Below are 24,990 nucleotides of genomic sequence, written 5' to 3'. Positions count from 1 at the left end.
CCCGATTTACGACGTCTTCGTCAAAAGCTGCGCGATGACATATCCGGGGGGCGAACCCGTCCAACGATCGGCGCCCAAGGTGTCCGCGCCCAAGGCGTCGAGCGCACCCCAATCGCCGGCGGCGAATGGCGGCGAGGGCACCGAAACGCCCGCGGCACCTGCGCCCGCGCCGACCCCCGCGCCGTCGCCCCCTGCCAACACCGAGTAAAGCCGCGCCAGATAGTCGGCCTGACGAATCTCGATCGCGCCCAGGCTGGCAAGGTGCGGGGTCAGGAACTGGCAGTCGAGCAATTTCCAGCCGCCCGCGATCAGCCGCGCGACAAGATGCGCCAGCGCGACCTTAGACGCATCGCGCACCCGGCTGACCATCGATTCGCCGAAAAAGGCGCGGCCGAGGGTCACGCCATAGAGTCCGCCCACCAACAGGCCATCGTACCAGCATTCGACGCTGTGCGCGTGACCGAGCCGGAACAGCCGGTCGTAGCTCGCCTTGATCACGGGATTGATCCATGTTGTCGGCCGGTCGCCCGCGGGTTCGGCGCAAAGCGCGACCATATCGGCAAAGGCGCTGTCGGTGGTGACGCGGAAACGGTCGGACAGAAGGATTTTCTTGAGGCTGCGCGAAAGGTGAAAGCCATCGAGCGGCAGGATGGCGCGCAGCCGCGGTTCGACCCAATGGACCGACGGGTCGTCCGCCCCGTCGGCCATCGGGAAAATCCCCTGCGCATAGGCACTGAGCAGCAGCGCCGGGTCGATGGAGTCGATAGGCTTCAGGACGCGGGCTTCACGAATTTGAGCGTCATGCGGTCCGATTCGCCGATCGCGACATATTTGGCGCGGTCGGTCTCGCCCTCGGTGAGCGAGGGCGGCAGCGTCCAGACACCCTTTTCATAATCCTTCGTGTCCTTGGGGTTGGCGTTGATCTCGCTCTTTTTGGCCAGCTTGAACCCCGCCGCTTCGGCAAAGGCGATGATCGAGCTTTCTTTCATATAGCCCGATTTTTCCTCCTTTGCGGCGTCGTCATCCTCGTCGAGCCGGTGCTCGACGACGCCCAGCGTGCCGCCGGGTTTGAGCATCGCGAAAATCTGCTTGAAAGCGTCGGCGGTTTTGTCGGCACCGCCGAAGCGCCAGTTGTGGACGTTGCGAAACGTCAGCACGACATCGGCGCTGCCGTCGGCAACCTTCGGCCCCGCCCCGGTGGCGGGAAACTCTGCGAGCTTCATCGTGCCATAGGTCGCCGCATCGGCCGCCTGCTTTTCCTTCACGCGGTTGAGCCCGCGTTCCCAAGGGGCCGCCGCATAGAGGGTGCCACCTCCCGATCGGACGAGCGGCGCGAGGATTTCGGTATACCAGCCGCCGCCGGGCCACAGCTCGACCACCGTATCGCCGGGTTTCACCCCGAAAAAGGCAAGCGTTTCGGCGGGATGACGATGCGCGTCGCGCGCAACATTGGCGGGCGTCCGGGTGGCGGCGGCAACGGCAGCCTGGATGGCGCTGTCGGGTTTGGCGCTCGCCTCGGTCGCCGTGGCATCTTCGGCGGGCGCGCTGCACGCTGCGGCAGCGAACAGGGCGGCTATTGCAACGGAACGGACTTTACGCATATCGGCACCTCTCTCCTGGGGGGACAGCCCCTGTTTGCGAAGGTGCGTGCGTCAATGCAAGGGTCGATGCTGTCGGTGGCGATTGCAGCCGCGGTGCTGTTCGGCATTGCGGAGGTCGCCAACTGGCGCCGCAACAACCGGCGCAACGTTGATGACGTCGGCTTCATGCCGTGGCGCGGGATCGCGCTGGCATCGGCGGCGGTGGCGCTGTTCGCGGCCGCGTTTGCGTTGAAGCCGTGAGTCATGGCGGCCCTGACAGGGCGCGTGATGGCAGCCTCCGACTGGGAGCTGCCTTCAACTCTATCGTCATCCCGGCGAATGCCGGGATCTCGCCGTAACGGTTTGCTGCATCGGCGAGATCCCGGCCTTCGCCGGGATGACGGATAAAGGAAGGTCGGGAAACTACCCCAATGCTGACCTACGCTTTGGGGAAAGCATCTGCCTTTACAGACACGCCTCCAGATAGGGCTGATCAAATCCGTATTGGCGTGCTTTTTCCAGCGTATAGGGCCTGAGGCCCATCGACCGATATTCGCCGACGATTTTGCCGTCCTTGTCCTCGTCCAGATATTCGAACTTGAAGAGTTCCTGCGTGACGATGACATCGCCTTCCATGCCGATCACCTCGGTGACGTTGGTGACGCGGCGCGAACCGTCGCGCAGGCGCTTGATCTGGACGATCAGGTCGACCGAATCGGCGATCTGCTTCGAAATCGCCTCCTTCGGAATCTTGATGTCGCCCATTAGCACCATATTTTCCATACGGCCGAGGCATTCGCGCGGGCTGTTCGAGTGGAGCGTACACATCGACCCGTCGTGGCCCGTGTTCATCGCGGCGAGCAGGTCGAAACATTCGGCGCCGCGAACCTCGCCCATGATGATGCGGTCGGGGCGCATGCGCAGCGCGTTCTTGACGAGGTCGCCCATGTGGATCGCGCCATTGCCCTCAAGGTTCGCGGGGCGCGTTTCGAGCGGCAGCCAGTGCGGCTGTTGCAGCCGAAGCTCGGCGGCGTCTTCGATCGTCAGCACGCGCTCGCCGGGGTCGATCATCTTGGAAAGCGCGTTGAGCATCGTCGTCTTGCCCGAACCCGTGCCGCCCGAGATCACGATGTTGAAACGGCTGGCGCCCGCAATCTTCAGGGCGGTGCACATCTTCTGGCTCATCGCGCCCCACTGGCACAGCATGTCGAGCGTGATGGGTTTCGCCGAGAATTTGCGGATCGAGATGGCGGTACCGCGAAGCGAGAGCGGCGGCACGATGACGTTGACGCGGCTGCCGTCCTTCAAACGCGCGTCGGCGAGCGGCGTCGTCTGGTCGACGCGGCGGCCGACGAGGTTGCAGATGCGCTGCGCAATCTGGAACAGATGCTGTTCGTCGCGAAACTGGATCGGGGCGAGCATGAGCTGGCCCTTGCGCTCGACATAGGTTTGATACGGGCCGTTGACCATGATGTCCGACACGTCGGGGTCGGCGAGCAACTCTTCGAGCGGACCAAAGCCCAGGAGTTCGTCGACGAGTACCTTTTCGAGCGCAAATTGTTCGCGGCGATTGAGCGTGATGCGCAGTTCGGCGAGCACTTCGAGGATGATCGGGCGAAATTCCTCGGTCAGCTCGTCCTTCGACAGCGTCGCCGCGGCTTCGGGATCGACGCGTTCGAGCAGGCGGGGAAGCACCTGTTCCTTGATCTTGTGGACGCTGGCTTCGAACCCCTGCGCTTTTTCGGGTTCGGCCATTTCGGCGGTCGAGCGCTGATTGAGCCGCTCCATCGCGTCGTCTTCGGAGGAAAGCACCGACGGCGGCGGGGCCTCGGCGGGGGTGTCGATTGCCGGAAATTGCGTTCCGCCGGGCACGCCGGCGCCTGTCTGCATCGGTTTCGCCACGCCAAAGGCGGGGCGGCCAGCGGTTCCGGGGCGGCGTCCGAATGCACTCATCCGTTTTATCCTGCTTTCCAAATCTTCCGGGCACAGCCCGCCGCTGCGGACGCACGCCCATGGGACAGGGTGAATAAATCGGAAACTTTGACATTGTCCTAATGCGACGGACAATGCCGCCGCCGAACAAGAAAAAAGCCCGCATCCAGATGGATGCGGGCTTTTGACCCTACCTGTGGACGGCGGGAAACTCAGCCTGCGATATGCTCGGCCAGAACCGTGAGGCCAGCTTCGTTGACTTCGGCGAAGCCGCCCTCGACTTCGATGACCTCGGGCTCGGCACCCTGCGAGGCATGGATGGTGAGCGGGCCGTTGCGCAGCGTCGCCATAAAGGGCGCATGGCCTTCGAGCACGGAGAAATCGCCTTCGGTCCCCGGCACGGTGACCATATGGACGTCGGCGGACCGCTCGAGGCGGGCGGGAGTGACGAGTTCGAACTTCAGGGCCATCTTCTAATCTCCCCCCTCCCGCTTGCGGGAGGGGTCGGGGGAGCGATTGTTTCGTTGCAAGCGAAGAGCCGGTCCCCCGACAGACCCTCCCCTAGCCCCTCCCGCAAGCGGGAGGAGAACTCGATTACGCCTCTTCGGCGAGCTTCGCGGCCTTGGCGACCGCTTCGTCGATGCCGCCGACCATGTAGAAGGCCGCTTCGGGCAGATGGTCATATTCGCCGTCGACGACCGCCTTGAACGATTTCACCGTTTCCTCGATCGGCACGAACTTGCCGGGGATGCCGGTGAAGACTTCGGCGACGTGGAACGGCTGGCTGAGGAAGCGCTGGATCTTGCGTGCGCGGGCGACGACCAGCTTATCTTCTTCCGACAGCTCGTCCATGCCGAGGATCGCGATGATGTCCTGCAGCGACTTGTACTTCTGCAGCGTTTCCTGAACGCGGCGGGCGGTCTCATAATGCTCCTGGCCAACGGTCGCGGCGGTCAGAACGCGGCTGGTCGAATCGAGCGGGTCGACCGCGGGATAGATGCCAAGCTCGGAAATTGCGCGGCTGAGCGTCGTCGTCGCGTCCAAGTGAGCGAACGAGGTCGCGGGAGCCGGGTCGGTCAAGTCGTCCGCGGGAACGTAAATGGCCTGCACCGAGGTGATCGAACCCTTGGTGGTGGAGGTGATGCGTTCCTGCAGCGCGCCCATGTCGGTCGACAGCGTCGGTTGGTAGCCCACCGCCGAAGGAATACGGCCGAGCAGCGCCGACACTTCCGAACCCGCCTGGGTGAAGCGGAAGATATTGTCGACGAAGAACAGAACGTCCTGCCCTTCCTGGTCGCGGAAATATTCGGCCATGGTCAGGCCCGACAGCGCCACGCGGGCACGCGCGCCCGGGGGTTCGTTCATCTGGCCGAACACCAGCGCCACCTTCGACCCGTCGGGGGTCGGGTTGCCGTCGGCGTCCTTGGCGATAACGCCGGCGTCGAGGAACTCGTGATAGAGGTCGTTGCCTTCGCGGGTGCGTTCACCGACGCCCGCGAACACCGACACGCCGCCATGGCCCTTGGCGATGTTGTTGATCAGTTCCTGGATGAGAACGGTCTTTCCGACGCCGGCGCCGCCGAACAGGCCGATCTTGCCGCCCTTGGCATAGGGGGCGATGAGGTCGATGACCTTGATGCCGGTGACGAGGATCGCGGCTTCGGTCGACTGGTCGACGAATTCGGGCGCCTTGGCATGGATCGGCGCGGTCATGTCGCTGTTCACCGGGCCGCGTTCGTCGATCGGGTCGCCGATGACGTTGAGGATGCGGCCCAATGTCTGCGGGCCGACGGGAACCGAAATCTGCGCGCCGGTGTCGGTCACCGGCTGGCCGCGGGTCAGACCGTCGGTCGCGTCCATCGCGATCGTGCGGACGGTGTTTTCGCCGAGGTGCTGCGCGACTTCGAGGACGAGGCGGTTGCCGTTGTTGTCGGTTTCGAGCGCGTTCAGGATCGCGGGCAGCTCACCCGTGAACTGGACGTCGACGACGGCGCCGATGACCTGTGCGACGCGGCCGGTCGCGGTGCCGGCGGGCGCGGCCTTGTTGGGGGCAGGGGCCTAGTTCGGCGCGGCGGCCTTTTTGGCGGGGGCCTTCTTTTCAGGGGCGGGTGCGGTTGCCATTGTCTTCTTCCTTGCTGGGATAGCTTACAGCGCTTCCGCGCCTGCAATGATTTCGATGAGTTCGGTGGTGATCGCCGCCTGGCGCGTGCGGTTGTAAACGATGGTCAGCTTGTTGATCAGCTCGCCCGCGTTGCGCGTCGCATTGTCCATCGCGGTCATCGACGCGCCCTGTTCGGACGCGGCGTTTTCAAGCAGGCCCTTGAAGATCTGGATGGTGACGTTGCGCGGGAGCAGGTCGGCGAGAATTTCCTCTTCGCCGGGTTCATATTCGACCGCGGCGCCGCTCGACACCGGCGCCTCGGCGGGCGGCGGAACGGGGATCATCTGCTGACCCGTCGCGATCTGAAGCAGCGCCGAGCGGAACTTCGAATAGAAGAGGTGCGCGACGTCGAAGGCGCCGGATTCGTAAAGCTCCATCAGCTTCGCCGAAATCTCGCTCGCCTGTTCGAAGCCGATGTCGCGGATGCCGGTGGTTTCATATTGCTCGATGATCTGGCCGGGGAACAGGCGCGCGATCACCGGGCGGCCCTTGCGGCCGACGAGGTAGAAAAGAACCTTCTTGCCCTGGGCTTGCAGTTCGAGCGCCTTGTCGCGTGCGGCCTTGACGATGTTCGAGTTGAACGCGCCCGCAAGGCCGCGGTCGCTGTTGAGCACGACGAGCAGGTGCGTGTCGCTCTTGCCGGTGCCCGCGAGCAGCTTCGGCGCCGAATCGGACGCACCGACCTTTGACGCCAGGCTTGCGACAACGCCTTCGAGCCGCTCCGCGTAAGGACGTGCGGCTTCGGCGGCCGCTTGTGCTTTACGCAGCTTCGCGGCGGCGACCATCTTCTTGGCCTTGGTGATCTTCTGGGTCGATTTGACCGAGACGATCCGCCCTTTGAGTTCCTTCAGACTGGCCATAAGTCCCGTCTTTTACCTTTGTTTCGTCACCCCGGCGAAGGCCGGGGTCTCAACCGTCGAGATCCCGGCCTTCGCCGGGATGACGAGGTGGGTGGGTTACGCGAAAATCTTGGCGAAGGCGTCGAGCGCGGCGACCAGGCCCTTCTTGGCATCGTCGCCAAGATCCTTGGTGTCGCGGATCGTCTTCAGCACATCGGCGTGATCGCTGCGCAGATAGGCGAGCATCGCCGCTTCGTAGCGCGACACGTCGGTCGTCGCGACATTGTCGAGATAGCCGTTGGTGCCGGCGAAGATCGACGCGGTCTGCTCCTCGAACGGCATCGGCTGGAACTGCGGCTGCTTCAAAAGCTGCGTCAGACGCGCGCCGCGGTTGAGGAGTTTCTGCGTCGAGGCATCGAGGTCCGAGCCGAACTGCGCAAAAGCTTCCATTTCGCGATATTGCGCGAGTTCGAGCTTGATCGAGCCCGACACCTTCTTCATCGCCTTGGTCTGCGCCGCCGAGCCGACGCGGCTCACCGACAGACCGACGTTGATCGCGGGACGGATACCCGCGTTGAACAGGTTGGTTTCGAGGAAGATCTGGCCGTCGGTGATCGAAATCACGTTGGTCGGGATGTACGCCGACACGTCGCCCGCCTGCGTTTCGATGATCGGCAGCGCGGTCAAGGAACCGGCGCCATTGTCGCTGTTCATCTTCGCGGCGCGCTCAAGCAGGCGGCTGTGCAGATAGAAAACGTCGCCGGGATAGGCTTCGCGGCCCGGCGGGCGGCGGAGCAGCAGCGACATCTGGCGATAGGCGACCGCCTGCTTCGAGAGATCGTCATAAACGATGACGGCGTGCATGCCGTTGTCGCGGAAATATTCGCCCATGGTGCAGCCGGTGTAGGGCGCGAGGAACTGCAGCGGCGCGGGTTCCGACGCGGTCGCGGCGACGACGATCGAATATTCCATCGCGCCATTTTCTTCGAGCTGGCGGACGATCTGCGCGACGGTCGAACGCTTCTGACCGACGGCGACATAGATGCAATAAAGCTTCTTCGACTCGTCGTTGCCGGCGTTCGCCTGCTTCTGGTTGATGAAGGTGTCGATCGCGACGGCGGTTTTGCCGGTCTGACGGTCGCCGATGATCAGCTCGCGCTGGCCGCGGCCGACGGGAACGAGCGCGTCCAATGCCTTGAGGCCGGTCTGAACGGGTTCGTGAACCGAGGTGCGCGGGATGATGCCCGGCGCCTTCACCTCGACGCGCATGCGCTTGTCGGCCTTGATCGGGCCCTTGCCGTCGATCGGGTTGCCGAGGCCATCGACGACGCGGCCGAGCAGGCCCTTGCCGACGGGGACGTCGACGATCGTGCCGGTGCGCTTGACGGTGTCGCCTTCCTTGATCTCGCTGTCCGAGCCAAAGATCACGATGCCGACATTGTCGGCTTCGAGGTTCAGGGCCATGCCCTTCACGCCATTGGCAAATTCGACCATTTCACCGGCCTGGACATTGTCGAGGCCGTGGACGCGGGCGATGCCGTCGCCGACCGAGAGCACCGAACCGATCTCGCTGACCGTGGCGTCGGTCCCGAAATTGGCGATCTGGTCCTTGATGACCTTGCTGATTTCAGCGGCGCGGATTTCCATTATTCAGCCTTTCATCGGGGCAATTGGGCGTCGGGCTTTTCAGCCCTTCATCGCCTGGGCGAAACTGTTGAGACGGGTACGGATGCTGCCGTCGATCAGCTGGCTGCCCAGCTGAACGACGAGGCCGCCGAGGATGGCGGGATCGACGGTCGCCGCGACGGTGACGTCGCGCCCGACACGGGATTTGAGGTTTGCCGTCAGCGCCTTCACCTGTTCGGTGGTAAGCGGGTGCGCGCTCGTGACCTTCGCGGTGACTTCGCCGCGATGATCCGCGACGATCGTGTCAAAGGCGGCGATCATGCCGGGCAGGTCGGCAAGGCGACGGTTCTCGGCAAGCACGCCAAGGAATTTGGCGGTCAGCGAATCGAGCTTCAGCGATTTGGCGACCGCCGCGATCGCGCTCGCGGCGTCGCTGCGGCTGACGACGGGGCTGGCGATCAGGTTCGCAAGGTCGGCCGAATCGGCGAGGCTGGCTTTCAGCGTGGTGAGGCTTTTCTGAACGGCGTCGATGGCGTTCGATTCGCGCGCCAGATCGAACAGCGCGCTGGCATAACGGCCCGCGAGGCCCGCCGTGATGTTGCCCTGAATGCCGCCGGAATTCTCCACGCGCGAAAGTCCTTTTCTTCGATCCCGAGGGGGATGGCTGCGCGGATTTTTACGGCATCCGGAAATGCCCCCGCTGCAAAGTCGGGGCGCGCGTAGCAACGATTGTGCCGCAATGCAAGGCGGGGGTGAGGAGTCCATTGCTATCCCTCTGCCGTTCGCCAGCCGCCTCCGCGGGAACAGGCTCTGAGCTTGTCGAAGGGCGGTTCTTTCTACAAAGGGGGGAGGGAAGAAGAGCGGAGCTTGGACAGGCTCAGCACGAACGGATTGAGAGGGCGGTTTATGGGCGAGATGATCCGGATGATGATGGACGATGGCGCCGAGATCGCCGTCTATCATGCTGAGGCGACGGGGGACCGCCGCGGCGGGCTCGTCCTCATCCAGGAAATCTTCGGCGTCACCGATCATATCCGCGAGCTCTGCGATGAATATGCCGCCGACGGTTATGAAGTGCTCGCGCCCGCGCTCTTCGACCGCGAGCATCCGGGGTTCGAAAGCGACTATTCGGGGCCTCAATTCGAGCGCGCGATTGAACTCGCGCGCAAGCTCCATCCGTTCGAGCAGAGCCTGAAGGACGCTCAGACCTGCATCGACGCGCTCAAGGGGCGCGGCGCCGTGTTCATCACGGGCTATTGCTACGGCGGCTCGGTCGCGTGGCGCATGGCGCAGATCAGCCCCGACCTTGCCGCGGCGTCGGCCTATTACGGCAGCCTCGTCCCGACCCAGTTCAAGGACGAGCCGCCGCGCTGCGCGACCATCGCCCATTTCGGCCGCTTCGACGGCGGCATTCCGATGGAAGGCGTCGAGGCGCTGATCGCGAAGGAGCATCCCACCGCGCAAATCTTTGTCTATGAGGCCGGGCACGGGTTCAACAGCGACCGCCGCAAGGATTATCACGAGCCGAGCGCCGATTTGGCACGCGAGCGCACGTTGATGCTGTTCAAGGCGTGCGGGGGATGAGGGTGGCGATGGCTGCGACTTGTCGCGCGCGATGAAACTCGCGATCAACCTGTTGGTTTTCGCGGCGGTGTTGCTGCTCGTTGCGGTGGCGCTTCTTTATACGCAGCAGCGCCGGATGATCTTTCCGGCACCCGCCGACTATCCGGCCGCCGCGCCGCCGGGCTTCCGGTTCGTCCACACGCAGACCGATGACGGGCTGCGCCTCGGCGCCTTTTACCGGCCCGCGGCGCGCGCGAAAAAGACGATTCTTTTCTTTCACGGCAATGGCGACAATCTGCTCGGCGCGGTGCAGGCGACGCGCGGGCCGGCGGCGGCGGGGTACGGGCTGATGCTCGCCGAATATCGCGGCTATGGCGGCAATCCGGGGTCGCCGGGTGAGGCCGGGTTTTACAGCGACGGCGAAGCGGCGATGCGCTGGCTGGCCCATGCGGGCGTGGATTCGCGGCAGGTTGTCGTCGTCGGCAATTCGATCGGGTCGGGGCCGGCGAGTGAAATCGCGCTGCGCCACGACGTCGCGGCGCTGATGCTGGTATCGGGCTTTTCCAGCCTCCCCGATGTCGTGGGGGAGGCGATGCCCTTTGTGCCGCGCGCGCTGGTGCGCGACCGGTTTGACAATGCGGCGAAGCTCGCGCGCGTGCGCGCGCCGGTTTTCCTGATGCACGGTGATGGCGATACGCTGGTGACCCCCGCCAATCTGGCACGGCTGCGCGCCGCGCGCGGCGATGCGACGGTGGCGCTGGTGAAGGGTGCGGGGCATGAACTGGCGTATAGCAGCGCCGCGCAGCTTATCCTGACCGATTGGGTGGAGCGCCTGCGCTGACTGCTCAGTTGCCCGACTCGGCATCCTTGATCGCCGCACCCGACGCGCGCTGGCAGCGATAGACAAGGCGCTCGTTGGGCGCGGGGGGCAGCGCGCTGCGGATCGCGTCCTGCTGCGCCGCCAGCCCGGCGAGCTGTTCGGGATCGACGGTGCAGCCCTGAAGTGTGCTGCCCGCGCGGATTTCGCGCGCGCGCGCCATCGTCTCGGCATCGAGCAGATAGCGTTCGACGCGATAGTCGCGCCCCGTGGCGTCGATCGACGCGACCGTGACGGTGGCTTCTTCATTGGGGACCAGGATGCGCTGCCAGCGATCGTCGGCACCGCGCGTATATTGGGTGCGGCCGTTGACGCAGCCGCCGGCGCGGATCGTGATCGGCACGTCGGTGGCGGATGACACGGTGATGCGGCTGCGGTCGGGACGGATCGTGCAGAGCAGGCTGCCCTCGGCCAGTTTCGGCGCCGCCGCCGCGGACGGTTTGCCCGCATCCTCGGCAATCTCGGCGCGTGCGTCGGGGCGCGTCGCGAACAGGATCGCCGCCGCGGCGACCAGCGCCGCGCCGACACCGCCCGCAATCTTCGCGTTCCGCATATTCTTCTGGCCATAGAACATCAGTGCCGCGCCCGCCGCGAGCGCCCCGATGACGAACAGCACGCCGGCGAGCGCGATGCGATTCTCGCGCGCGGCGAGCGCCTCCTCTTCGGCGCGCGCCGCCCTGAGCTCGCGGTCGAGCCTGGCGGCGGCGTTTTTTGCGGCATTGGCCTCGGCGTCGGCGCGCGTCTCGGCCTCGATCGCCGCGCGTTCGCGCGCGTCGGCCTCGGCCATCGACAGGCAGGCGGTACCGACCCCCGTATATTGCTGCCCCGCATCGGCAAGGAAACGCATGAGCTCACGCCCCGCGATGGCAAAGGCGAAGGGCGAATCGCCGTCGTCGGCGCGCGTGATTGCGGTGTTGATCCCGACGATGCGCCCGCACTGGTCGACGAGCGGCCCGCCCGAATTGCCGCGCGAGATTTTGGCGGTGTGGATCAGCATCGCGACGCGGTCGACCGCCTGCATGTTCGAAAAATTGCCCTCGCTGCGCGTCGGCGTGCGCGGGGTGATATAGTCGTTCGCACTGCGCGCGGTCGCAAGGTCGACGTTGCCCGGATAGCCCAATGCAACGACATCGGCGCCCGAATCGAGCGGGCCGGTGTAGATCGCGGCGGCGGGCAGGCGCCCTTCGGTGATTTCGACGAGCGCGAGGTCGCGCGCCGTGTCGATCGCGATCAGCTTGCCCGCAAAGCTTTTCTGCCCTTCCGACGGGACGACGCCGAGCGCGACATTGCCCGGATAGCGCGCCGCCGATTCGACAACATGCGCGTTGGTGACGATCCGCGTCGGCGAAATGGCGATGCCGCTGCCATGCCCGAATCCGACGACCTCGCCCTCGACCATCGCAACGGTGACGACGCGCACGACGCTGCGCGAAACCGCGCTGATGTCGTCCGCGGCGCGCGCAGGAAGGGTCAGGGTGAAGAGGGCGAGCAGCAGCGTCAGAAAGCGGGTCATGGCGGCGCAGACTAGTCGCGCCAACTTTGAACGCAAGCATCGGGACGCGGCGCGGGCGGCGCGGCGGCATGATGATCGCGGATCAGAGAAAGGACGATGCGATGACTTACAAGATTACCGGACTCGACCCCGCCCCTTTTGCGCCGCTGTTCGCCATGAGCGATGCCGAGCTGGCCGAGCGGCGCGCATTGCGGGTCACGGCGGGCGCAGCGGGATTCCCTTGCCGCGTCAGCCTGGAAGATGCGACGCCGGGCGAGGAACTGCTTCTGCTTCACCATGTGAGCCACGACGTCGCGACACCCTATCGCAGTGCCTATGCGATCTATGTCCGCGCCGGCGTCGGTGCCGCATCATATGAGGATGCGCTGCCGCCGGTGTTCGCGGGACGGCCGATTGCGATGCGCGCCTTTGACGCGGACGGCATGTTGCGTGGTGCCAGACTGGCGCTGCCCGGCGAGGCCGATACCGCGATCCGCGACCTGTTCGCCGACGAGGACATTGTCTATATCGACGCCCATAATGCTGCGCATGGCTGTTTCGCCGCGCGCGTGACGAGGACCGGATGATGACGAGCCAGTCCATGACCGACGACGAGCGCTGGGTCGCAGTTCAGCGCCGCGACAAGGCGTTCGACGGGCGTTTCGTGACCGGCGTGCTGACCACCGGCATCTATTGCCGACCGAGCTGCGCCGCGCGGCATCCGCTGCGCGAGAATGTGCGCTTCTTCGCCGATGGTGCCGCGGCGCGCCGGGCGGGGCTGCGCCCTTGCAAGCGCTGTCTGCCCGACGATGTCGCGCGCGACGAAAGCGCGGTGATCAAGGCGATTGCGGCGATCAAGACGAGCGAGGAGCCGCTCGCGCTCGCCGACCTGGCCGCGCGCACCGGCTATTCGCCGACGCATTTCCAGCGCGTGTTCACGCGGCACACCGGCCTGTCGCCCGCCGCCTATGCCCGCGCGCTGCGCGACGAGCGCGCGCGCGCCGCGATGAGCGACGGGGAGCGCGTGACCGATGCGATATACGATGCGGGCTTTTCGGGTCCGTCGCGCTTTTACGAGAATATGGAGGGACGTATGGGGATGACCCCGTCAGCATGGGTGAACGGCGGCAAGGGCGTCGAAATCCACTGGGCCGTCGTGCCCACCAGCCTCGGCGACATGCTCGTCGCCGCGACCGGCAAGGGCGTGTGCCGCCTCAGCTTTGCCGAAGGGCGCGAGGCGCTCGAGGAACGCTTTCCCGCCGCGACGCTGGTGGAGGGGGGCGAGGAATTTGCGGCGCTTCTTTCGCAGGTAGTTGCCGCGGTCGAGGCGCCCACCCAAGGCTTCGACCATATCCCGATCGATGTGAAAGGGACGGCGTTTCAGGAGGCGGTGTGGCGCGAACTGCGCAAAATCCCGGCGGGGGAGACGCGCAGCTATGCCGACATCGCCGCCGCGGTGGGCAAGCCCAAGGCGGTGCGCGCGGCCGGGAGCGCCAATGGCGCGAACAATGTTGCGGTGCTCATCCCCTGTCACCGCGTTGTGCGCAGCGACGGCTCGCTCGGCGGCTATGCCTATGGCCTGCCGATCAAGGACGAACTGCTCCGCCGCGAAGGCGTGCCGGGGCAAGCCGCCCTCGACGAATTCTGAAGGACGTTTCCCATGGATAGCAAACAGGCCGCGCTTGCCGTGTGGCAGGCCTTTGCGACGCGCGACGCCGACCGCATTCGCGCGGTGCTGACCGACGACGCCGAATGGTGCGCGCCGCCGGGCAATGCTACCGCGGTGGCGTTGGGGGTGACGCACCATATGATCGGCGCCGAGGCGATCATGCGCTTCATTCTCGACGATTACCCGCGGCTTTTTTGCAACGGGATGCGGATCGAACCGATTTCGCTGACGGCCGAGGGCAACCGCGTCATCTTTGAACAGCGTCAGATCGCGACGCTCGCGGGCGGGCGCGAATATGCGCTGGACTATATCTTCATTTTTGAAATGCAGGGCACGCGCGTCCGGCGTATTCGCGAATATATGGACACGCGAAGCGGCCATGATCAGGTTTTCGGCGCGGCGCCGGCGACCAGGATCGTCTGATACATCCATTCCTCGACCCTGACCGCGAAGGAGTTTTTGCATGACCGACCATATTGACCGTTTCCGCGCGCTCCACGTTCCCGGCGACCCGTTGATCCTCGTCAATATCTGGGATGCGGGCAGCGCCAAAGCGGTCGCAGCCGCAGGCGCGAAGGCGATCGCCACGGGCAGCTTTGGGGTTGCGGGGGCGCAGGGACGCGCCGACGGCGAGGATTTTCCGCTCGAGGATGTGTTCGCCAATCTGGAACGCATCCTGGGCGTTACCGATCTTCCTGTCACGATCGACATGGAATCGGGCTATGGTGCCGACCCGGCGGCGGTTGGCGCATCGGTCGCGCGCGCGAAGGACGCGGGCGCGGCGGGGATCAATATGGAGGACCGGCTGCCGGGCGCGACCAGCCTCCTTCCGATTGCCGAGGCGGTGGCGCGCTATCGCGCGGCGGCGGATACCGGCATCTTCGTCAACGCCCGCTGCGATACATTCCGCGGCGCCGACGTGGCGCGCGATGGCGACGCCTTGGTCGCCGCGACGCTTGAACGCGCGCGCGCCTATGCCGACGCGGGGGCGGGGTCGCTGTTCGTTCCCTTTCTGCTCGATCCCGGATGTATCGGCGCGATCTGCGATGCCTCGCCGTTGCCGGTGAATATATTGCGCGGCAAAGGCGGGCCGACGCACGCGGAACTCGCCGCGTTGGGCGTTGCGCGGATCAGCCACGGGCACCAACCCTGGGCCGCGGCGATGGCCTGGCTGACAGGGCAGGCGGCGCAGGTTCTGGGCGGCGGCGAACCCGATTATTGATCGGCGTCGGCAGCGGTGGACGGGGCAGTGGCGGCTTTTCCCGCGTTGCCGGTCCTTTCACGCATCGTTTCGATCTGCGCCAGAATCTGTTCGCCCTGTCCCCCGTCATGCGGATCGAACGCGACCACCTTTGCCAGGCGGGTCGCTCGTTCGAAATCGCCGCTGCGGGCGAGAGCAAAGGCATAGGCGATGCGCGCGCTCGCACTTTCGGGGCTTAGCGCAAAGGCGCGTTCGAGCCCGGTGACCGCAATTTTCGGCGGTGTGATTCCTTGCTGCAGAAAGCTGTCGTAATAAGCGTAGAGCGGGACCGGGTCGTCGGGATCGGTGTTGTTGGCGAGGATGATCGGCTGGCGGGCCGCCACCCAGTCCGCGTTTGACACCTCGTCGCGGCGACCAAGGTTGTGGATCATCATTTCACCCAACAATATATTGGCGCGGACATGCTTCGGTTCGATAGCCAGCGCTTTGTCGACCGCCGCACGCGCCGCCGCGGCGTCGCGCTTTTCGTCACCCAGGTCCCACTCGGCGCGCGCCAGCTCGTACCAGACGCTTGCGCTGCTGCCATATTCGGCGGAGAGCTTCCCCAATTCGTCGCGCACCTCGGCCAACCGTTCGCCATCGCGGGCGCTCCGCCGCTCAAGCTGCCACGAAAGCAATGCGTCCTCGGCATGGGACAGCGCCCTTATCGTGATCGTTCCGGGGATCGGGACCGGGGCGGCCGATGTCATGAAGGTGAGCGGGCGTCCGATGTAGCGCTGGAGATCGCGGTCGAGCGCGGCGAGGTCGCCGAAAGCCCCGTTCGCGGCTTTTTTACTGTCCTCGCCGCGATTGATGGCATCGATATAGGCGGTGAGCTGCCCGGCGCGGCCGGGATCGTAATAGAGCATATGGGTGAGCAGCCACGAACGGCCATAATAGACGTCCATTTGGCCCGAAGTGCGCATTTCGCGTGGTTGCTTCAGCAGCAGATCCTCCACCGGGATGCGCGGCATGTTGATCAGGCCATGGGCCCGGAAATAGGCCGGGCGGCCGACCTGGTAGTGGCCCTTGCTCGTGAAATCGGTGGTCGAGTAGAATTCGGCAAACCCCTCGATGAACCAGGCGGGAAAGGCGGCGCCGAAATAGCGTTTCATGAAGTGATGCGTATATTCGTGGAACAGCGTTTGCTGAGAGGCGGACGTGCCTTTGAACTTGACCACCTCGCGATTTGAAACGGCATAGCTGCCGTCGAGGTCGGCGCTGTAAAATCCCGCAATCGACGATCCGGCCTTGCCTGTCGCCAGTCGCCCCGCGTCGGCAGCGCGCGGGACCAGATAGATGGTCAGCCGATTGGGTTCTTTCCCGTCCGGCACCCGGAGGCGGAGGCGCAAGGTCGCGTCGAAACGCTGGAGATTTTCGGCAAAGCTGTGCAGTGATCGTTCGCTGCCTTCGCTATAGATGACGAAATTGTCGGTGTCGGCGCGCAGCCACTTCGCCTCTGCGCTCGTAGCCATCGTGGCCGCGATCAGCGCCGCTGCGATCGTCGCTTTCCGCATATCCGTTCCCCCCGGCTTGTTTCCCCTTGGCAAGCTTTCTGCCGCGCCATCGCTTCGATGTAAATAACCATGATCAAACGAAACTATAGGGATCGACGTCGATCGCGAGGCGCGCCTTGGCGGGCCAGTCGATACTATTCACCCAGGTGCGGATCGTGCCTTGCAGGTCGAAGCTGCGCGGCGCGTGGAGGAGCAGGCGGAAGCGGTGGCGGCCGCGCAGCATCGCGAGCGGTGCCGGGGCGGGGCCATAGATGGCGAGGCCGTCGGCGACGGGTGCCTTGTCGCCCAGCCGTTTGGCGACCCCGCGAGCGACCTCGACGTCCTCGGACGAAATGACGAGCGCGGCGAAGCGGCCATAGGGCGGGGCGCCCGCCTGGCGCCGCGCCGCGGCCTCGGCGGCATAGAAGCCGTCGCGGTCGCCCGCGACGAGCGCCGCCATCACCGGCGCGTCGGGAACGCGCGTCTGGATCAGCACCTCGCCGGGCTTGACCCCGCGCCCCGCGCGGCCCGCGACCTGCGCGATCTGCTGAAAGGTGCGCTCGGACGCGCGCAGGTCGCCGCCGTCGAGCCCCAGGTCGGCATCGACGACGCCGACGAGGGTGAGGTTGGGGAAATGATACCCTTTGGTGACGAGCTGGGTGCCAACGATGATGTCGACCAGCCCCTCCTCGACATTGGCCACAAATTCGGCGGCCTTTGCGGGGGACCATAGCGTATCCGACGTGACGATGGCGGTCCGTGCTTCGGGAAAGCGCAGCGCGACTTCGTCGGCGACGCGCTCGACGCCGGGGCCGCAGGCGACGAGGCTGTCTTCATCCTCGCATTCGGGGCAGAGCCGCGGCGGCGGCATGACATGGCCGCAATGGTGGCAGGCGAGGCGATGGACGAGGCGGTGCTCGACCATCCACGCGGTGCAATTGGGACATTGGATGCGATGTCCGCAGGTGCGGCAGAGCGTCAGCGGTGCGAAGCCGCGGCGGTTGAGGAACAGCAGGCTCTGCTCGCCCTTTTGCAAGCGGTCGCCCAGCGCGTCGACCAGCGGCGGGGCGAGCCAGCGGCCACGATCGGGCGGATCCTGCCGCATGTCGATCGCGGCGAGGTCGGGCAGCGTCGCGCCGCCGAAGCGCGCGGGGAGCCGGATATGGCGGTATCGCCCCGCCTCGACCATCGCGAGGCTTTCGAGCGCGGGGGTCGCGCTTGCGAGCACCACCGGCAGACCTTCGAAATGCCCGCGCATCACCGCGACGTCGCGCGCGTGATAATGGACGCCATCCTCCTGCTTGAAGCTCGTTTCATGCGCCTCGTCGACGACGATGACGCCGAGCTTGACATAGGGAAGGAACAGCGCCGAGCGCGCGCCGACGACGATCTTCGCCTCGCCGGCGGCGATGCTGTGCCAGGCGCGGCGGCGTTCGGCCTGCCGAAGCCCGCTGTGCCACGCCACCGGCTCGCAGCCGAAGCGTGCGGCAAAGCGCGTCAGCATCGGTTCGGTGAGCGCGATTTCGGGAAGCAGGACAAGCGCCTGACGGCCCGCGTCGATCGCGGCGGCAATGGCCTCCATATAAACTTCGGTTTTGCCCGATCCGGTGACGCCGTCGAGCAGCAGCGTTTCGAATTTCGCGGCCGCGACCGCACCCTTGAGCTCGGCTGCGGCGGCGGCCTGTTCGGCCGAGAGGGCGGGTGGTGCAAAGCCGCTATCGGGTTCGGCATAGGGCTGGTCGGCCGAGACGCTGACGGCTTCGAGCGCGCCAGCGCCGACGAGCCCGCGGATCACCGCCTCGCTGACGTCGGCGAGCGCGGCGAGTTCGCGAACCGTCCCCTGTCGGCCGCCGATCTTTTCGAGCGCGACCGTGCGCTGCGGCGTCATGCGTTTGGGAATTTCGCCGGTCGCGCGATATTCGACGATCGGGCGACGCGCATCGGCAAAGGCGACGCCAGGCAGCACCATGCGCAGCACCGCCCCCGGCGGGCTCAGATAATAGTCGCTCGTCCATTCGACCAGGCGGCGGAGCGGCGCGGCGATCGGAGGCACGGCGACGATTTCGTACAGGTTGCGCAGGCGATTGTCGCCCACCGCCTCGGGCGCACCGAAACTCTCATCCTCCCACACCACGCCGCCCATCCGCCGCGGCCCCAGGGGCGCGACGACGACGCTGCCGAGCGGCGCGTGCGCCCCGTGCGGCACGCGATAGTCGAGCGGGCCGAGGGCGGCAGTCAAAAGGAGGACGCGGGCGCGGGTCATGGACTGGGCAGGATATAGGGCTACCCGCGAAATAGGAAAGCGGCGAGGCCCGCTGGCGACGGGGGCTCCTAATTTGTGGCTGTCGGTCAGCGAATGCGCGGACCTTATTGCCGCTCGATGCGCTCCGGTTCGACGCGAACCGTCCGGCTGGTCCGCCTGCCGTCGGCCGAGCGGCTGCGCAGTTCGACCGCGCCCGCCACGGCGACCGGCCCCGCATAGCGCGTCCAGTCGCCGCCTTCGGCCCGATACTCGATCGCCGTGCCGGGGAAGGCGCTGTTTGCTTCGAGCGTGCCGCCGATGATCCGCGCCCCCGGCGGCGCGACGCGATAAGCAATACCCATGCGTTCGAGCAGCGGGAATTGCGCCGCGACGCGCCCGGCAAAATCGGCCCAGCCCGCGGCCAGCTTCGCATGATCGACGCGCGCATCGTGCCATTGATAGGCCTCGCCCGGCCGATAGGCGGGGGCCCAGTCGGCGGCGCGCCATCCGCGTTCGGCGATCGCGAGCAGGCGCGGAAAGAGCATATAGTCCATCTGCGCGTCGGTGCGGATCGTCTCGCTCCACAGCTGAGCCTGAAGGCCCGCGATGCGGCGCCCGGGTTCGAGGGCGGGCGTGTCCGCAACCGGCTGCGCCGCGGCGCGAATGTTGCGGATCGTCGCGGCATTCGCGGGCAGATTGTCCGGCATGAAGCCGAAGACCTGATAGGTGTCGATGCCGCGCGTTGCCCAATGATAGCCGCCCTCGTCGGGGTGCGGCGCATAGGGCATGTCGAAATAGCCAAGGTCGGGGATCGACAGCACCGTGTCCCAGCCGCGGTTCATCTGGTCGTGCGCCTCGCGGATCGCGCCCGCGTGGAGCACGCCCCAGATGTTCGTCTGAACTGCATGGGGCATGTTCGCGGTATCGGTGTGCCCCATGCCGTCGCTCCAGCCCGCGGTGCGCATGCCCCTTTGCGCGAGCCTCTGCGCCACGCGCTCGATGAAACGCGGGCCAAGCCTGGCCGCGTCGCCGCCGTTTTCGGCGATCATCGCGGCGCAGGCGGGCGATTTCACCCACGCCCCCGCGGTCTCGTCGGCGCCGAGGTGAAAGGTCCTGAGCGGCACGCCCGCCTGCCGGTGCATGTCGGCCAGCGCATCGACCACCGTATCGACAAAGCGATAGGTCGCGGGCAGGCAGACGTTGAGCGTGTTGTCGTTATAGTGCTGGACGCTGCGATATTCGGTCGCGTCGGCGGGTTCGACAAGGCGATAGCGTTCGGCCTCTTCCGTCTTACCCTCGGCGATCAGCCGCGCGTGGCGCGCTTCCATCGCGACAATCGCGGCGCGGCTGTGGCCGGGCATGTCGATCGACGGGATCACCTCGATCTGCCGCGCCGCGGCGGCGCGCAGGATCGCGGTATAATCGGCGACGGTGAGATAGCCGTTGACGCCGCTCGTTCCCTCGGGGCCCGCGCCGAGCTGCGGCAACAGGCATTGGCGCTCGGCCGGATCGTGGCAGCGCCTCGACCCCACCGCGGCGAGTTCGGGCAGCGCGGGGATTTCGATGCGCCAGCCCTCGTCGTCGGCGAGGTGAAGGTGCAGCTTGTTGAGCTTGTACGCCGCCATCGCCTCGACCAGCTTCAATATCTGGTCGCGCCCGTGGAAGTTGCGGCCGAGGTCGAGGTGAAGGCCGCGGAAGCCATATTCGGGGGCATCCTCGATGCGCATCGGCTTGAGCTTGCCGCCGCCGAACGCCGCTTGCTGCGCCAGCGAGCGCAGCGCGTAGCTGGCCCCCGCGGCGTCGCGCGCGATGATCGCGATACGATCCGCCCCGACGTCGAGCCGATAGCCCTCGGGCGCGAGCGACATGTCGCCGACGCGGATTGTCAGCGGGCGCGGGCCGCCCTCGGCCGCGCCCGCCGCGGCGAGCGCTGCCAGCGCGGGTCCGATGGCGGCGCGGTCGATGCCGTCGAGTGCAAGCGCGACGCCCTCGTTCAAAGGAACCCAATCGGCGTCGGCGTCGAGGTAGAGCTTTCGGGGCAGGGGCAGGATCGCGACGTCGCTGGCGGCGCGCACCGGGCGTTTGGCCTGGCGGTCGAAGGCGCGCTCGGCGGTCAGCCAGCGCGTCTGGTCGGAGTCGCTCTGGCGCGCCAGCCGCGCCTCGTCGGCCATCGGGGCGGCGAAGGGGAGGATTTCCATGCCGGTGTCGGGGTCGATCGCGGCGCGCGTCGCCGCAATCGTCCGGGGGTGCAGCCCGTCGGCGACCAGATAGGCATTGGGCATGGCAAAAGCCCGCGAAAAGCTCGCTCCTTCGCCCCATAGCCGGATTTCATGCGTTGCGCCGGGGCGCAGCGCGGCGCCAGGCTTGAGCGTCAGTTTCTGGACGTCGCCGTTGATGTGACGGTGTTGGAAAATGTCGCTTTCGACCCGCACCAGCGGTTTGACGAAGCTGAAATAGAGTGCGAAGCCCTCCGGCGTCGCAGCCGCGGTCCAGGCTTCGGGCAGCGTCAGCGTGATCGTGGCAAGGAAACAGCTTTCGATTCCGGGCGGGCAGGCTGGGCGGTTGTCGACGACGCGATAGCTGTAGCCGAGCGAATCGGCGAGCCGGTCGAGCGATGCCTGCCCCCGCGTTTCCGTTGCGCTTGCGGCGGGCGCCGCCAGCAAGGCCGCCATCGCCGCCGTCCAACCCGCAACGCGCATATCCCGTCTCCCGATTTAGATTTGTATTTAATTTGTCATGTCGAGCCGTGGCGGTCAACGCCTTTCCAATCGACCGATATTCTTACTAAAATAGGGCATTATGAAGTTTCTCGATCCATGGGGATTTTGATGAGGCATTATTGGTTACACATTAGTATTGTTGTAGCGGGAACCGATACCGTGCGGCCATGCTGCTTTTGGGGCGACGCGAAAACGGCCGCACGAATGTCGTGAGCACCGGGCGGGGTGGTGCCGACCGGCGCGCCTTTTGCGTGAACTGGCCGCAACAAAGATTGACGCGACGATACCAATGCAACACATGGGGTTGTGGCGCCGGACCCGTCGGCCGGCGCCCTGGGGAACGGACCCCGGCAACCGGGTGGAGCATCGTCCTTGTCGCTGATCGAACATGTCGGCCCGCTGCATAAAGAGGATCCGACGCCGCTTTACCTGCAATTGCAGAAAATCCTGCGCGACGCGATCGAAAGCCAAATCGTGAAGGCCGAGGAAGCCATCCCGACCGAACGCGACCTTGCCGAAGAGTTCGACGTGTCGCGCATCACGGTGCGCAAGGCGATCGACGGGCTGGTCAGCGACGGTATCGTCGCGCGGCGGCGCGGGGCGGGCACCTTCGTCACCCGGCCGCGCGTCGAAAAAAGCTTTTCCAAACTGACCTCCTTTTCGGAAGATATGGTGTCGCGCGGGCGGCGTCCGACGAGTGCGTGGATCAGCCGGACCGCGGGTGCCGTGACCCCCGAAGAGGCCTTGTCGCTGGGCTTGTCGCCGGGTTCGACGGTCTATCGTTTCCACCGCATCCGCTATGCCGACGATACGTCGATGGCGCTCGAATATGCGACGGTACCCGCTTATTGCCTGCCGTCGATCGAGGCGGTGGGGGCGTCGCTCTACGAAGCGCTCGACGCGGCGGGTCATTTGCCGGTGCGCGCGCTGCAGCGGCTGCGCGCGATCGCCTTTTCGCCCGAACAGGCCGAGGTGCTGGGGATCGAGCCCGGCGCGCCGGGGCTGTTCATCGAACGCCGCGCTTTCCTGGCCGACGGACGCACCGCCGAATTTACGCAAAGCTATTATCGCGGCGATGCGTATGACGTCGTGGCCGAACTCAACGGCTAGCGCTGAGGCGCCCCGGCACGGCTGAAGCCAGGCTCAAATACCGGATCATGGGGCGGCACATGGTCACGCGTCCCCAGCATCGACATCCTTTTGCAGCGCGGTGAGCATCGCGGGCCACCGGGGCTCCCGATCAAAATCGGCTCGGCAGAAGATACCTCTTGATGAGATATATATAACCTATATAAGACCAATAAGAAGAGGGGCGGCGCGAGGTCCGCCCGACCGGGAGACGAATGCGACCATGACGCTGCAACGCGCCATCGAGGGCCCGAAAACGCTGATGGAGAGGGAAGCCGGAGAGGCGGCGGCCGCGGTCGCGGCGATGCTGGCCGCGAATCGCGCGGCTTTCGCGGCGATCGGCGAACGGTTGCGCGCCGCGCCGCCCGCCGCGGTCGTGACCTGTGCGCGCGGGTCGTCGGACCATGCTGCGACCTATGCCAAATATCTGATCGAAACGATGACGGGGACGCCAACCGCGTCGGCGGCGCTGTCGGTCGCTTCGCTTTATGACGCGCCCACGCTTGCGGGCGAGCGGCTGTGCCTTGCGATCTCGCAATCGGGCCAAAGCCCCGACCTGATCGCCGCGGTCGAGCAGCAGAAGCGCGCCGGCGCCTTTGTCGTCGCGCTGGTCAATGCCGAGGATGCGCCGCTCGCCGCGCTGGCCGATGTGGTCGTGGCGCTCAAGGCCAGCCCCGAAAAGTCGGTTGCGGCGACCAAATCCTATATCGCTTCGCTCGCCGCCATCGCGGCGCTCGTCGCGGCCTGGGCCGAGGATGCGGCGCTGGGCGAGGCGCTGGATGGCCTGCCGGACGCGCTGCCCCAGGCCTTTGCGCTCGACTGGTCGGCGGCGATCCCCGCGCTCGTCGGTGCGACCAACCTGTTCGTTCTGGCGCGCGGCTATGGCTATGGCGTGGCGCAGGAAGCGGCGCTCAAGTTCAAGGAAACCGCGTCGCTCCACGCCGAAAGCTTTAGCGCGGCCGAGGTGCGGCACGGGCCGATGGCGATCGTCGGCGACGGCTTTCGCGTGCTCGCCCTTGGCGGCAGCGACCGCGCCGCCGAGAGCGTGCGCGAGGCGGCGGCCGAGTTTCGCGGCCGCGGTGCGACGGTGCTGCTCGCCGATCCGGCGGGCGGCGACCTGCCCGCGCTCGCGGCGCATCCGGCGATTGAGCCCATGCTGATGATCCAGAGCTTTTACCGGATGGCCAGCGACCTTGCGCTCGCGCGCGGCCGCAACCCGGACTCGCCCCCGCATCTCAACAAGATTACCGAGACGTTATGATCCTTCGCTTTCACAACGGCCGGGTCGCACTGCCGGGTGGCGTCGTCGACGGGGCGGACATCGCGCTCGCCGACGGCGTCATCGCTGCCGTCGCGCCGACGAGCGGCGGTCCTGCCGACACGATCGTCGACCTCGACGGTGGCTGGCTGCTTCCCGGCTTTATCGATACACAAGTCAACGGCGGCGGCGGGATGTTGTTCAACGACCGGGTCGACGTCGAATCGATCGCGGTGATCGGCGCCGCGCACGCGCTCTTCGGCACCACCGCCTTCCTGCCGACGCTGATCAGCGACACGCCGGCGCAGATCGCCGCCGCGCTCGCCGCGGTCGATGCCGCGATCGAGGCCGGTGTTCCCGGGGTTGCCGGCATTCACATCGAGGGGCCGTTCATCAACGAGGTCCGGCGCGGCATCCACGAAGCGCATCGCATCCGCCGGCTCGACACCGAAACGCTCGCGCTGCTGACCGCGCCGCGGCGCGGCCGGGTGATGCTGACGCTCGCGCCCGAATTGTGCGACGCGGACGATATTCGCACGCTGGTCGCGCATGGCGTGATCGTCAGCGCGGGGCACAGCGATGCGACCTATGCCGAGGCCAAGCGCGCGATCGCGGCCGGGCTTTCGGGATTCACCCATTTGTTCAATGCAATGTCGCCGCTGCGCCACCGCGAGCCCGGCGCCGTCGGCGCGGCGTTCGATTCGGACTGTTATTGCGGGCTGATCGTCGACGATGTCCACCTGCATCCGGCGGTGGTGCGGCTCGCGGTCAAGGCAAAGGGTCTCGACAGGATCATGCTCGTCACCGATGCGATGCCGAGCGTCGGCACCGACGTCGGCGAATTTACCCTTCAGGGCAAGCGCATCGCCGTGAAGGACGGCGTGTGCATCTTTGAGGATGGAACGCTGGCGGGCACGCATCTCGACATGGCGTCGGCGCTGCGCAAAACGGTCGAGACCACCGGTCTGTCGGTGCCCGAGGCAGCCGCGATGGCGAGCGCGACTCCTGCCGCCTTCCTGTCGCTCGGCGCAAGCCATGGCGCGATCGCGTCCGGGTACCGCGCCGACCTTGCCTGGCTCGATGCGACGCTCCGGCCGCGCGAAACATGGATTGGGGGCGCGCTGGTTTCGACAAGGGAATGACCCGCCGCGCGTACGGGCGATACGC

Annotated in this window: 21 protein-coding genes and 1 pseudogene; 10 read left to right on the top strand and 12 right to left on the bottom strand. The window is 66.2% G+C overall.

Features of this window, described 5'->3' with window-relative positions; all coding sequences use genetic code 11:
• Nucleotides 1-6: 6 nt before the first annotated feature.
• Nucleotides 7-765: a leucyl/phenylalanyl-tRNA--protein transferase gene (aat, locus tag RIA72_RS01960; RefSeq protein WP_350030808.1), complete on the bottom strand. Its 759-nt coding sequence runs from the start codon at nucleotides 763-765 to the stop codon at nucleotides 7-9.
• Between the two features lie 5 nt (nucleotides 766-770).
• Nucleotides 771-1,601, bottom strand: coding sequence for a class I SAM-dependent methyltransferase (locus RIA72_RS01955; RefSeq protein WP_350030673.1), 831 nt, complete (start codon nucleotides 1,599-1,601; stop codon nucleotides 771-773).
• Between the two features lie 66 nt (nucleotides 1,602-1,667).
• Here RIA72_RS01955 and RIA72_RS01950 point away from each other — a divergent pair, with 66 nt between their 5' ends.
• Nucleotides 1,668-1,841 carry a hypothetical protein gene (locus RIA72_RS01950; protein WP_350030672.1) on the top strand — a complete coding sequence of 58 codons (174 nt, stop codon included), beginning with the start codon at nucleotides 1,668-1,670 and terminating at the stop codon, nucleotides 1,839-1,841.
• A gap of 204 nt (nucleotides 1,842-2,045) precedes the next feature.
• Here RIA72_RS01950 and RIA72_RS01945 read toward each other — a convergent pair whose 3' ends face one another.
• The 6 genes and pseudogenes from RIA72_RS01945 to RIA72_RS01920 form a co-directional block, all read right to left on the bottom strand.
• Nucleotides 2,046-3,533: a TadA family conjugal transfer-associated ATPase gene (locus RIA72_RS01945; protein ID WP_350030671.1), complete on the bottom strand. Its 1,488-nt coding sequence runs from the start codon at nucleotides 3,531-3,533 to the stop codon at nucleotides 2,046-2,048.
• A gap of 191 nt (nucleotides 3,534-3,724) precedes the next feature.
• On the bottom strand, nucleotides 3,725-3,982 hold the full coding sequence (locus RIA72_RS01940; protein ID WP_350030670.1) for an ATP synthase F1 subunit epsilon: 258 nt from the start codon (nucleotides 3,980-3,982) through the stop codon (nucleotides 3,725-3,727).
• Nucleotides 3,983-4,106: 124 nt separating this feature from the next.
• Nucleotides 4,107-5,531: pseudogene (atpD, locus tag RIA72_RS01935) on the bottom strand (F0F1 ATP synthase subunit beta); the annotation flags it as partial.
• A 126-nt stretch (nucleotides 5,532-5,657) separates the two neighbouring features.
• Nucleotides 5,658-6,533, bottom strand: a complete 876-nt coding sequence (locus RIA72_RS01930) for a F0F1 ATP synthase subunit gamma (protein WP_350030669.1) — start codon at nucleotides 6,531-6,533, stop codon at nucleotides 5,658-5,660.
• A gap of 96 nt (nucleotides 6,534-6,629) precedes the next feature.
• Nucleotides 6,630-8,159: a F0F1 ATP synthase subunit alpha gene (atpA, locus tag RIA72_RS01925; RefSeq protein WP_350030668.1), complete on the bottom strand. Its 1,530-nt coding sequence runs from the start codon at nucleotides 8,157-8,159 to the stop codon at nucleotides 6,630-6,632.
• Between the two features lie 39 nt (nucleotides 8,160-8,198).
• Nucleotides 8,199-8,765 (bottom strand): F0F1 ATP synthase subunit delta, encoded by a 567-nt coding sequence (locus tag RIA72_RS01920; protein ID WP_350030667.1) that lies wholly within the window; start codon nucleotides 8,763-8,765, stop codon nucleotides 8,199-8,201.
• A gap of 279 nt (nucleotides 8,766-9,044) precedes the next feature.
• On the opposite strand from RIA72_RS01920, the gene RIA72_RS01915 reads away from it, so the two are divergent.
• Nucleotides 9,045-9,722, top strand: coding sequence for a dienelactone hydrolase family protein (locus RIA72_RS01915; RefSeq protein WP_350030666.1), 678 nt, complete (start codon nucleotides 9,045-9,047; stop codon nucleotides 9,720-9,722).
• Between the two features lie 31 nt (nucleotides 9,723-9,753).
• Nucleotides 9,754-10,542, top strand: coding sequence for an alpha/beta hydrolase (locus RIA72_RS01910; RefSeq protein WP_350030665.1), 789 nt, complete (start codon nucleotides 9,754-9,756; stop codon nucleotides 10,540-10,542).
• A 4-nt stretch (nucleotides 10,543-10,546) separates the two neighbouring features.
• Here RIA72_RS01910 and RIA72_RS01905 read toward each other — a convergent pair whose 3' ends face one another.
• The gene (locus RIA72_RS01905) at nucleotides 10,547-12,091 is read right to left on the bottom strand and encodes a S1C family serine protease (RefSeq protein WP_350030664.1); all 1,545 of its coding nucleotides are present in this window, start codon (nucleotides 12,089-12,091) and stop codon (nucleotides 10,547-10,549) included.
• 101 nt (nucleotides 12,092-12,192) lie between these two features.
• Here RIA72_RS01905 and RIA72_RS01900 point away from each other — a divergent pair, with 101 nt between their 5' ends.
• From RIA72_RS01900 to RIA72_RS01885, 4 genes are read left to right on the top strand one after another with little or no spacing between them, the layout of a single operon-like run.
• Complete coding sequence (locus tag RIA72_RS01900) at nucleotides 12,193-12,657, top strand: DUF1203 domain-containing protein (protein WP_350030663.1); 465 nt, start codon at nucleotides 12,193-12,195, stop codon at nucleotides 12,655-12,657.
• Nucleotides 12,657-13,718 (top strand): bifunctional DNA-binding transcriptional regulator/O6-methylguanine-DNA methyltransferase Ada, encoded by a 1,062-nt coding sequence (ada, locus tag RIA72_RS01895; protein WP_502957922.1) that lies wholly within the window; start codon nucleotides 12,657-12,659, stop codon nucleotides 13,716-13,718. Before RIA72_RS01900 ends, ada begins: the two co-directional genes overlap by 1 nt.
• Nucleotides 13,719-13,730: 12 nt before the next feature.
• Entirely contained in the window at nucleotides 13,731-14,162 is a 432-nt protein-coding gene (locus RIA72_RS01890; RefSeq protein WP_350030661.1) for a nuclear transport factor 2 family protein, read from the top strand.
• A gap of 40 nt (nucleotides 14,163-14,202) precedes the next feature.
• Complete coding sequence (locus tag RIA72_RS01885; protein ID WP_350030660.1) at nucleotides 14,203-14,961, top strand: isocitrate lyase/PEP mutase family protein; 759 nt, start codon at nucleotides 14,203-14,205, stop codon at nucleotides 14,959-14,961.
• Here RIA72_RS01885 and RIA72_RS01880 read toward each other — a convergent pair.
• From RIA72_RS01880 to RIA72_RS01870, 3 genes are all read right to left on the bottom strand, one after another.
• Complete coding sequence (locus RIA72_RS01880; protein WP_350030659.1) at nucleotides 14,955-16,496, bottom strand: tetratricopeptide repeat protein; 1,542 nt, start codon at nucleotides 16,494-16,496, stop codon at nucleotides 14,955-14,957. The genes RIA72_RS01885 and RIA72_RS01880 overlap by 7 nt on opposite strands.
• A 73-nt stretch (nucleotides 16,497-16,569) precedes the next feature.
• Nucleotides 16,570-18,738 carry a primosomal protein N' gene (locus tag RIA72_RS01875; RefSeq protein WP_350030658.1) on the bottom strand — a complete coding sequence of 723 codons (2,169 nt, stop codon included), beginning with the start codon at nucleotides 18,736-18,738 and terminating at the stop codon, nucleotides 16,570-16,572.
• Nucleotides 18,739-18,842: 104 nt separating this feature from the next.
• Nucleotides 18,843-21,416: a beta-N-acetylhexosaminidase gene (locus RIA72_RS01870; RefSeq protein ID WP_350030657.1), complete on the bottom strand. Its 2,574-nt coding sequence runs from the start codon at nucleotides 21,414-21,416 to the stop codon at nucleotides 18,843-18,845.
• A gap of 393 nt (nucleotides 21,417-21,809) precedes the next feature.
• On the opposite strand from RIA72_RS01870, the gene RIA72_RS01865 reads away from it, so the two are divergent.
• The 3 genes from RIA72_RS01865 (at nucleotide 21,810) to nagA (ending at nucleotide 24,965) form a co-directional block, all read left to right on the top strand.
• Nucleotides 21,810-22,547: a GntR family transcriptional regulator gene (locus RIA72_RS01865; protein WP_350030656.1), complete on the top strand. Its 738-nt coding sequence runs from the start codon at nucleotides 21,810-21,812 to the stop codon at nucleotides 22,545-22,547.
• 241 nt (nucleotides 22,548-22,788) lie between these two features.
• Nucleotides 22,789-23,826, top strand: coding sequence for an SIS domain-containing protein (locus RIA72_RS01860; RefSeq protein WP_350030655.1), 1,038 nt, complete (start codon nucleotides 22,789-22,791; stop codon nucleotides 23,824-23,826).
• On the top strand, nucleotides 23,823-24,965 hold the full coding sequence (gene nagA / locus RIA72_RS01855) for an N-acetylglucosamine-6-phosphate deacetylase (protein ID WP_350030654.1): 1,143 nt from the start codon (nucleotides 23,823-23,825) through the stop codon (nucleotides 24,963-24,965). Before RIA72_RS01860 ends, nagA begins: the two co-directional genes overlap by 4 nt.
• Nucleotides 24,966-24,990 lie beyond the last annotated feature (25 nt).

Origin of the sequence: Sphingopyxis sp. (genome assembly GCF_040216815.1) — a bacterium.
Taxonomy (GTDB): Bacteria; Pseudomonadota; Alphaproteobacteria; order Sphingomonadales; family Sphingomonadaceae; genus Sphingopyxis.
Note: the sequence above shows the minus strand (reverse complement) of the source record. Positions and strands in the feature narration are given on the sequence as shown.

Excerpts from the sequence above, each read along its gene's own strand:
- RIA72_RS01955 (WP_350030673.1), bottom strand. The coding sequence starts at position 1,601 with ATGCGTAAAGTCCGTTCCGTTGCAATAGCCGCCCTGTTCGCTGCCGCA.
- RIA72_RS01950 (WP_350030672.1), top strand. The coding sequence starts at position 1,668 with ATGCTGTCGGTGGCGATTGCAGCCGCGGTGCTGTTCGGCATTGCGGAG.
- RIA72_RS01945 (WP_350030671.1), bottom strand. The coding sequence starts at position 3,533 with ATGAGTGCATTCGGACGCCGCCCCGGAACCGCTGGCCGCCCCGCCTTT.
- RIA72_RS01940 (WP_350030670.1), bottom strand. The coding sequence starts at position 3,982 with ATGGCCCTGAAGTTCGAACTCGTCACTCCCGCCCGCCTCGAGCGGTCC.
- RIA72_RS01930 (WP_350030669.1), bottom strand. The coding sequence starts at position 6,533 with ATGGCCAGTCTGAAGGAACTCAAAGGGCGGATCGTCTCGGTCAAATCG.
- atpA (WP_350030668.1), bottom strand. The coding sequence starts at position 8,159 with ATGGAAATCCGCGCCGCTGAAATCAGCAAGGTCATCAAGGACCAGATC.
- RIA72_RS01915 (WP_350030666.1), top strand. The coding sequence starts at position 9,045 with ATGGGCGAGATGATCCGGATGATGATGGACGATGGCGCCGAGATCGCC.
- RIA72_RS01910 (WP_350030665.1), top strand. The coding sequence starts at position 9,754 with ATGAAACTCGCGATCAACCTGTTGGTTTTCGCGGCGGTGTTGCTGCTC.
- RIA72_RS01905 (WP_350030664.1), bottom strand. The coding sequence starts at position 12,091 with ATGACCCGCTTTCTGACGCTGCTGCTCGCCCTCTTCACCCTGACCCTT.
- RIA72_RS01900 (WP_350030663.1), top strand. The coding sequence starts at position 12,193 with ATGACTTACAAGATTACCGGACTCGACCCCGCCCCTTTTGCGCCGCTG.
- ada (WP_502957922.1), top strand. The coding sequence starts at position 12,657 with ATGACGAGCCAGTCCATGACCGACGACGAGCGCTGGGTCGCAGTTCAG.
- RIA72_RS01890 (WP_350030661.1), top strand. The coding sequence starts at position 13,731 with ATGGATAGCAAACAGGCCGCGCTTGCCGTGTGGCAGGCCTTTGCGACG.
- RIA72_RS01885 (WP_350030660.1), top strand. The coding sequence starts at position 14,203 with ATGACCGACCATATTGACCGTTTCCGCGCGCTCCACGTTCCCGGCGAC.
- RIA72_RS01880 (WP_350030659.1), bottom strand. The coding sequence starts at position 16,496 with ATGCGGAAAGCGACGATCGCAGCGGCGCTGATCGCGGCCACGATGGCT.
- RIA72_RS01875 (WP_350030658.1), bottom strand. The coding sequence starts at position 18,738 with ATGACCCGCGCCCGCGTCCTCCTTTTGACTGCCGCCCTCGGCCCGCTC.
- RIA72_RS01870 (WP_350030657.1), bottom strand. The coding sequence starts at position 21,416 with ATGCGCGTTGCGGGTTGGACGGCGGCGATGGCGGCCTTGCTGGCGGCG.
- RIA72_RS01860 (WP_350030655.1), top strand. The coding sequence starts at position 22,789 with ATGACGCTGCAACGCGCCATCGAGGGCCCGAAAACGCTGATGGAGAGG.
- nagA (WP_350030654.1), top strand. The coding sequence starts at position 23,823 with ATGATCCTTCGCTTTCACAACGGCCGGGTCGCACTGCCGGGTGGCGTC.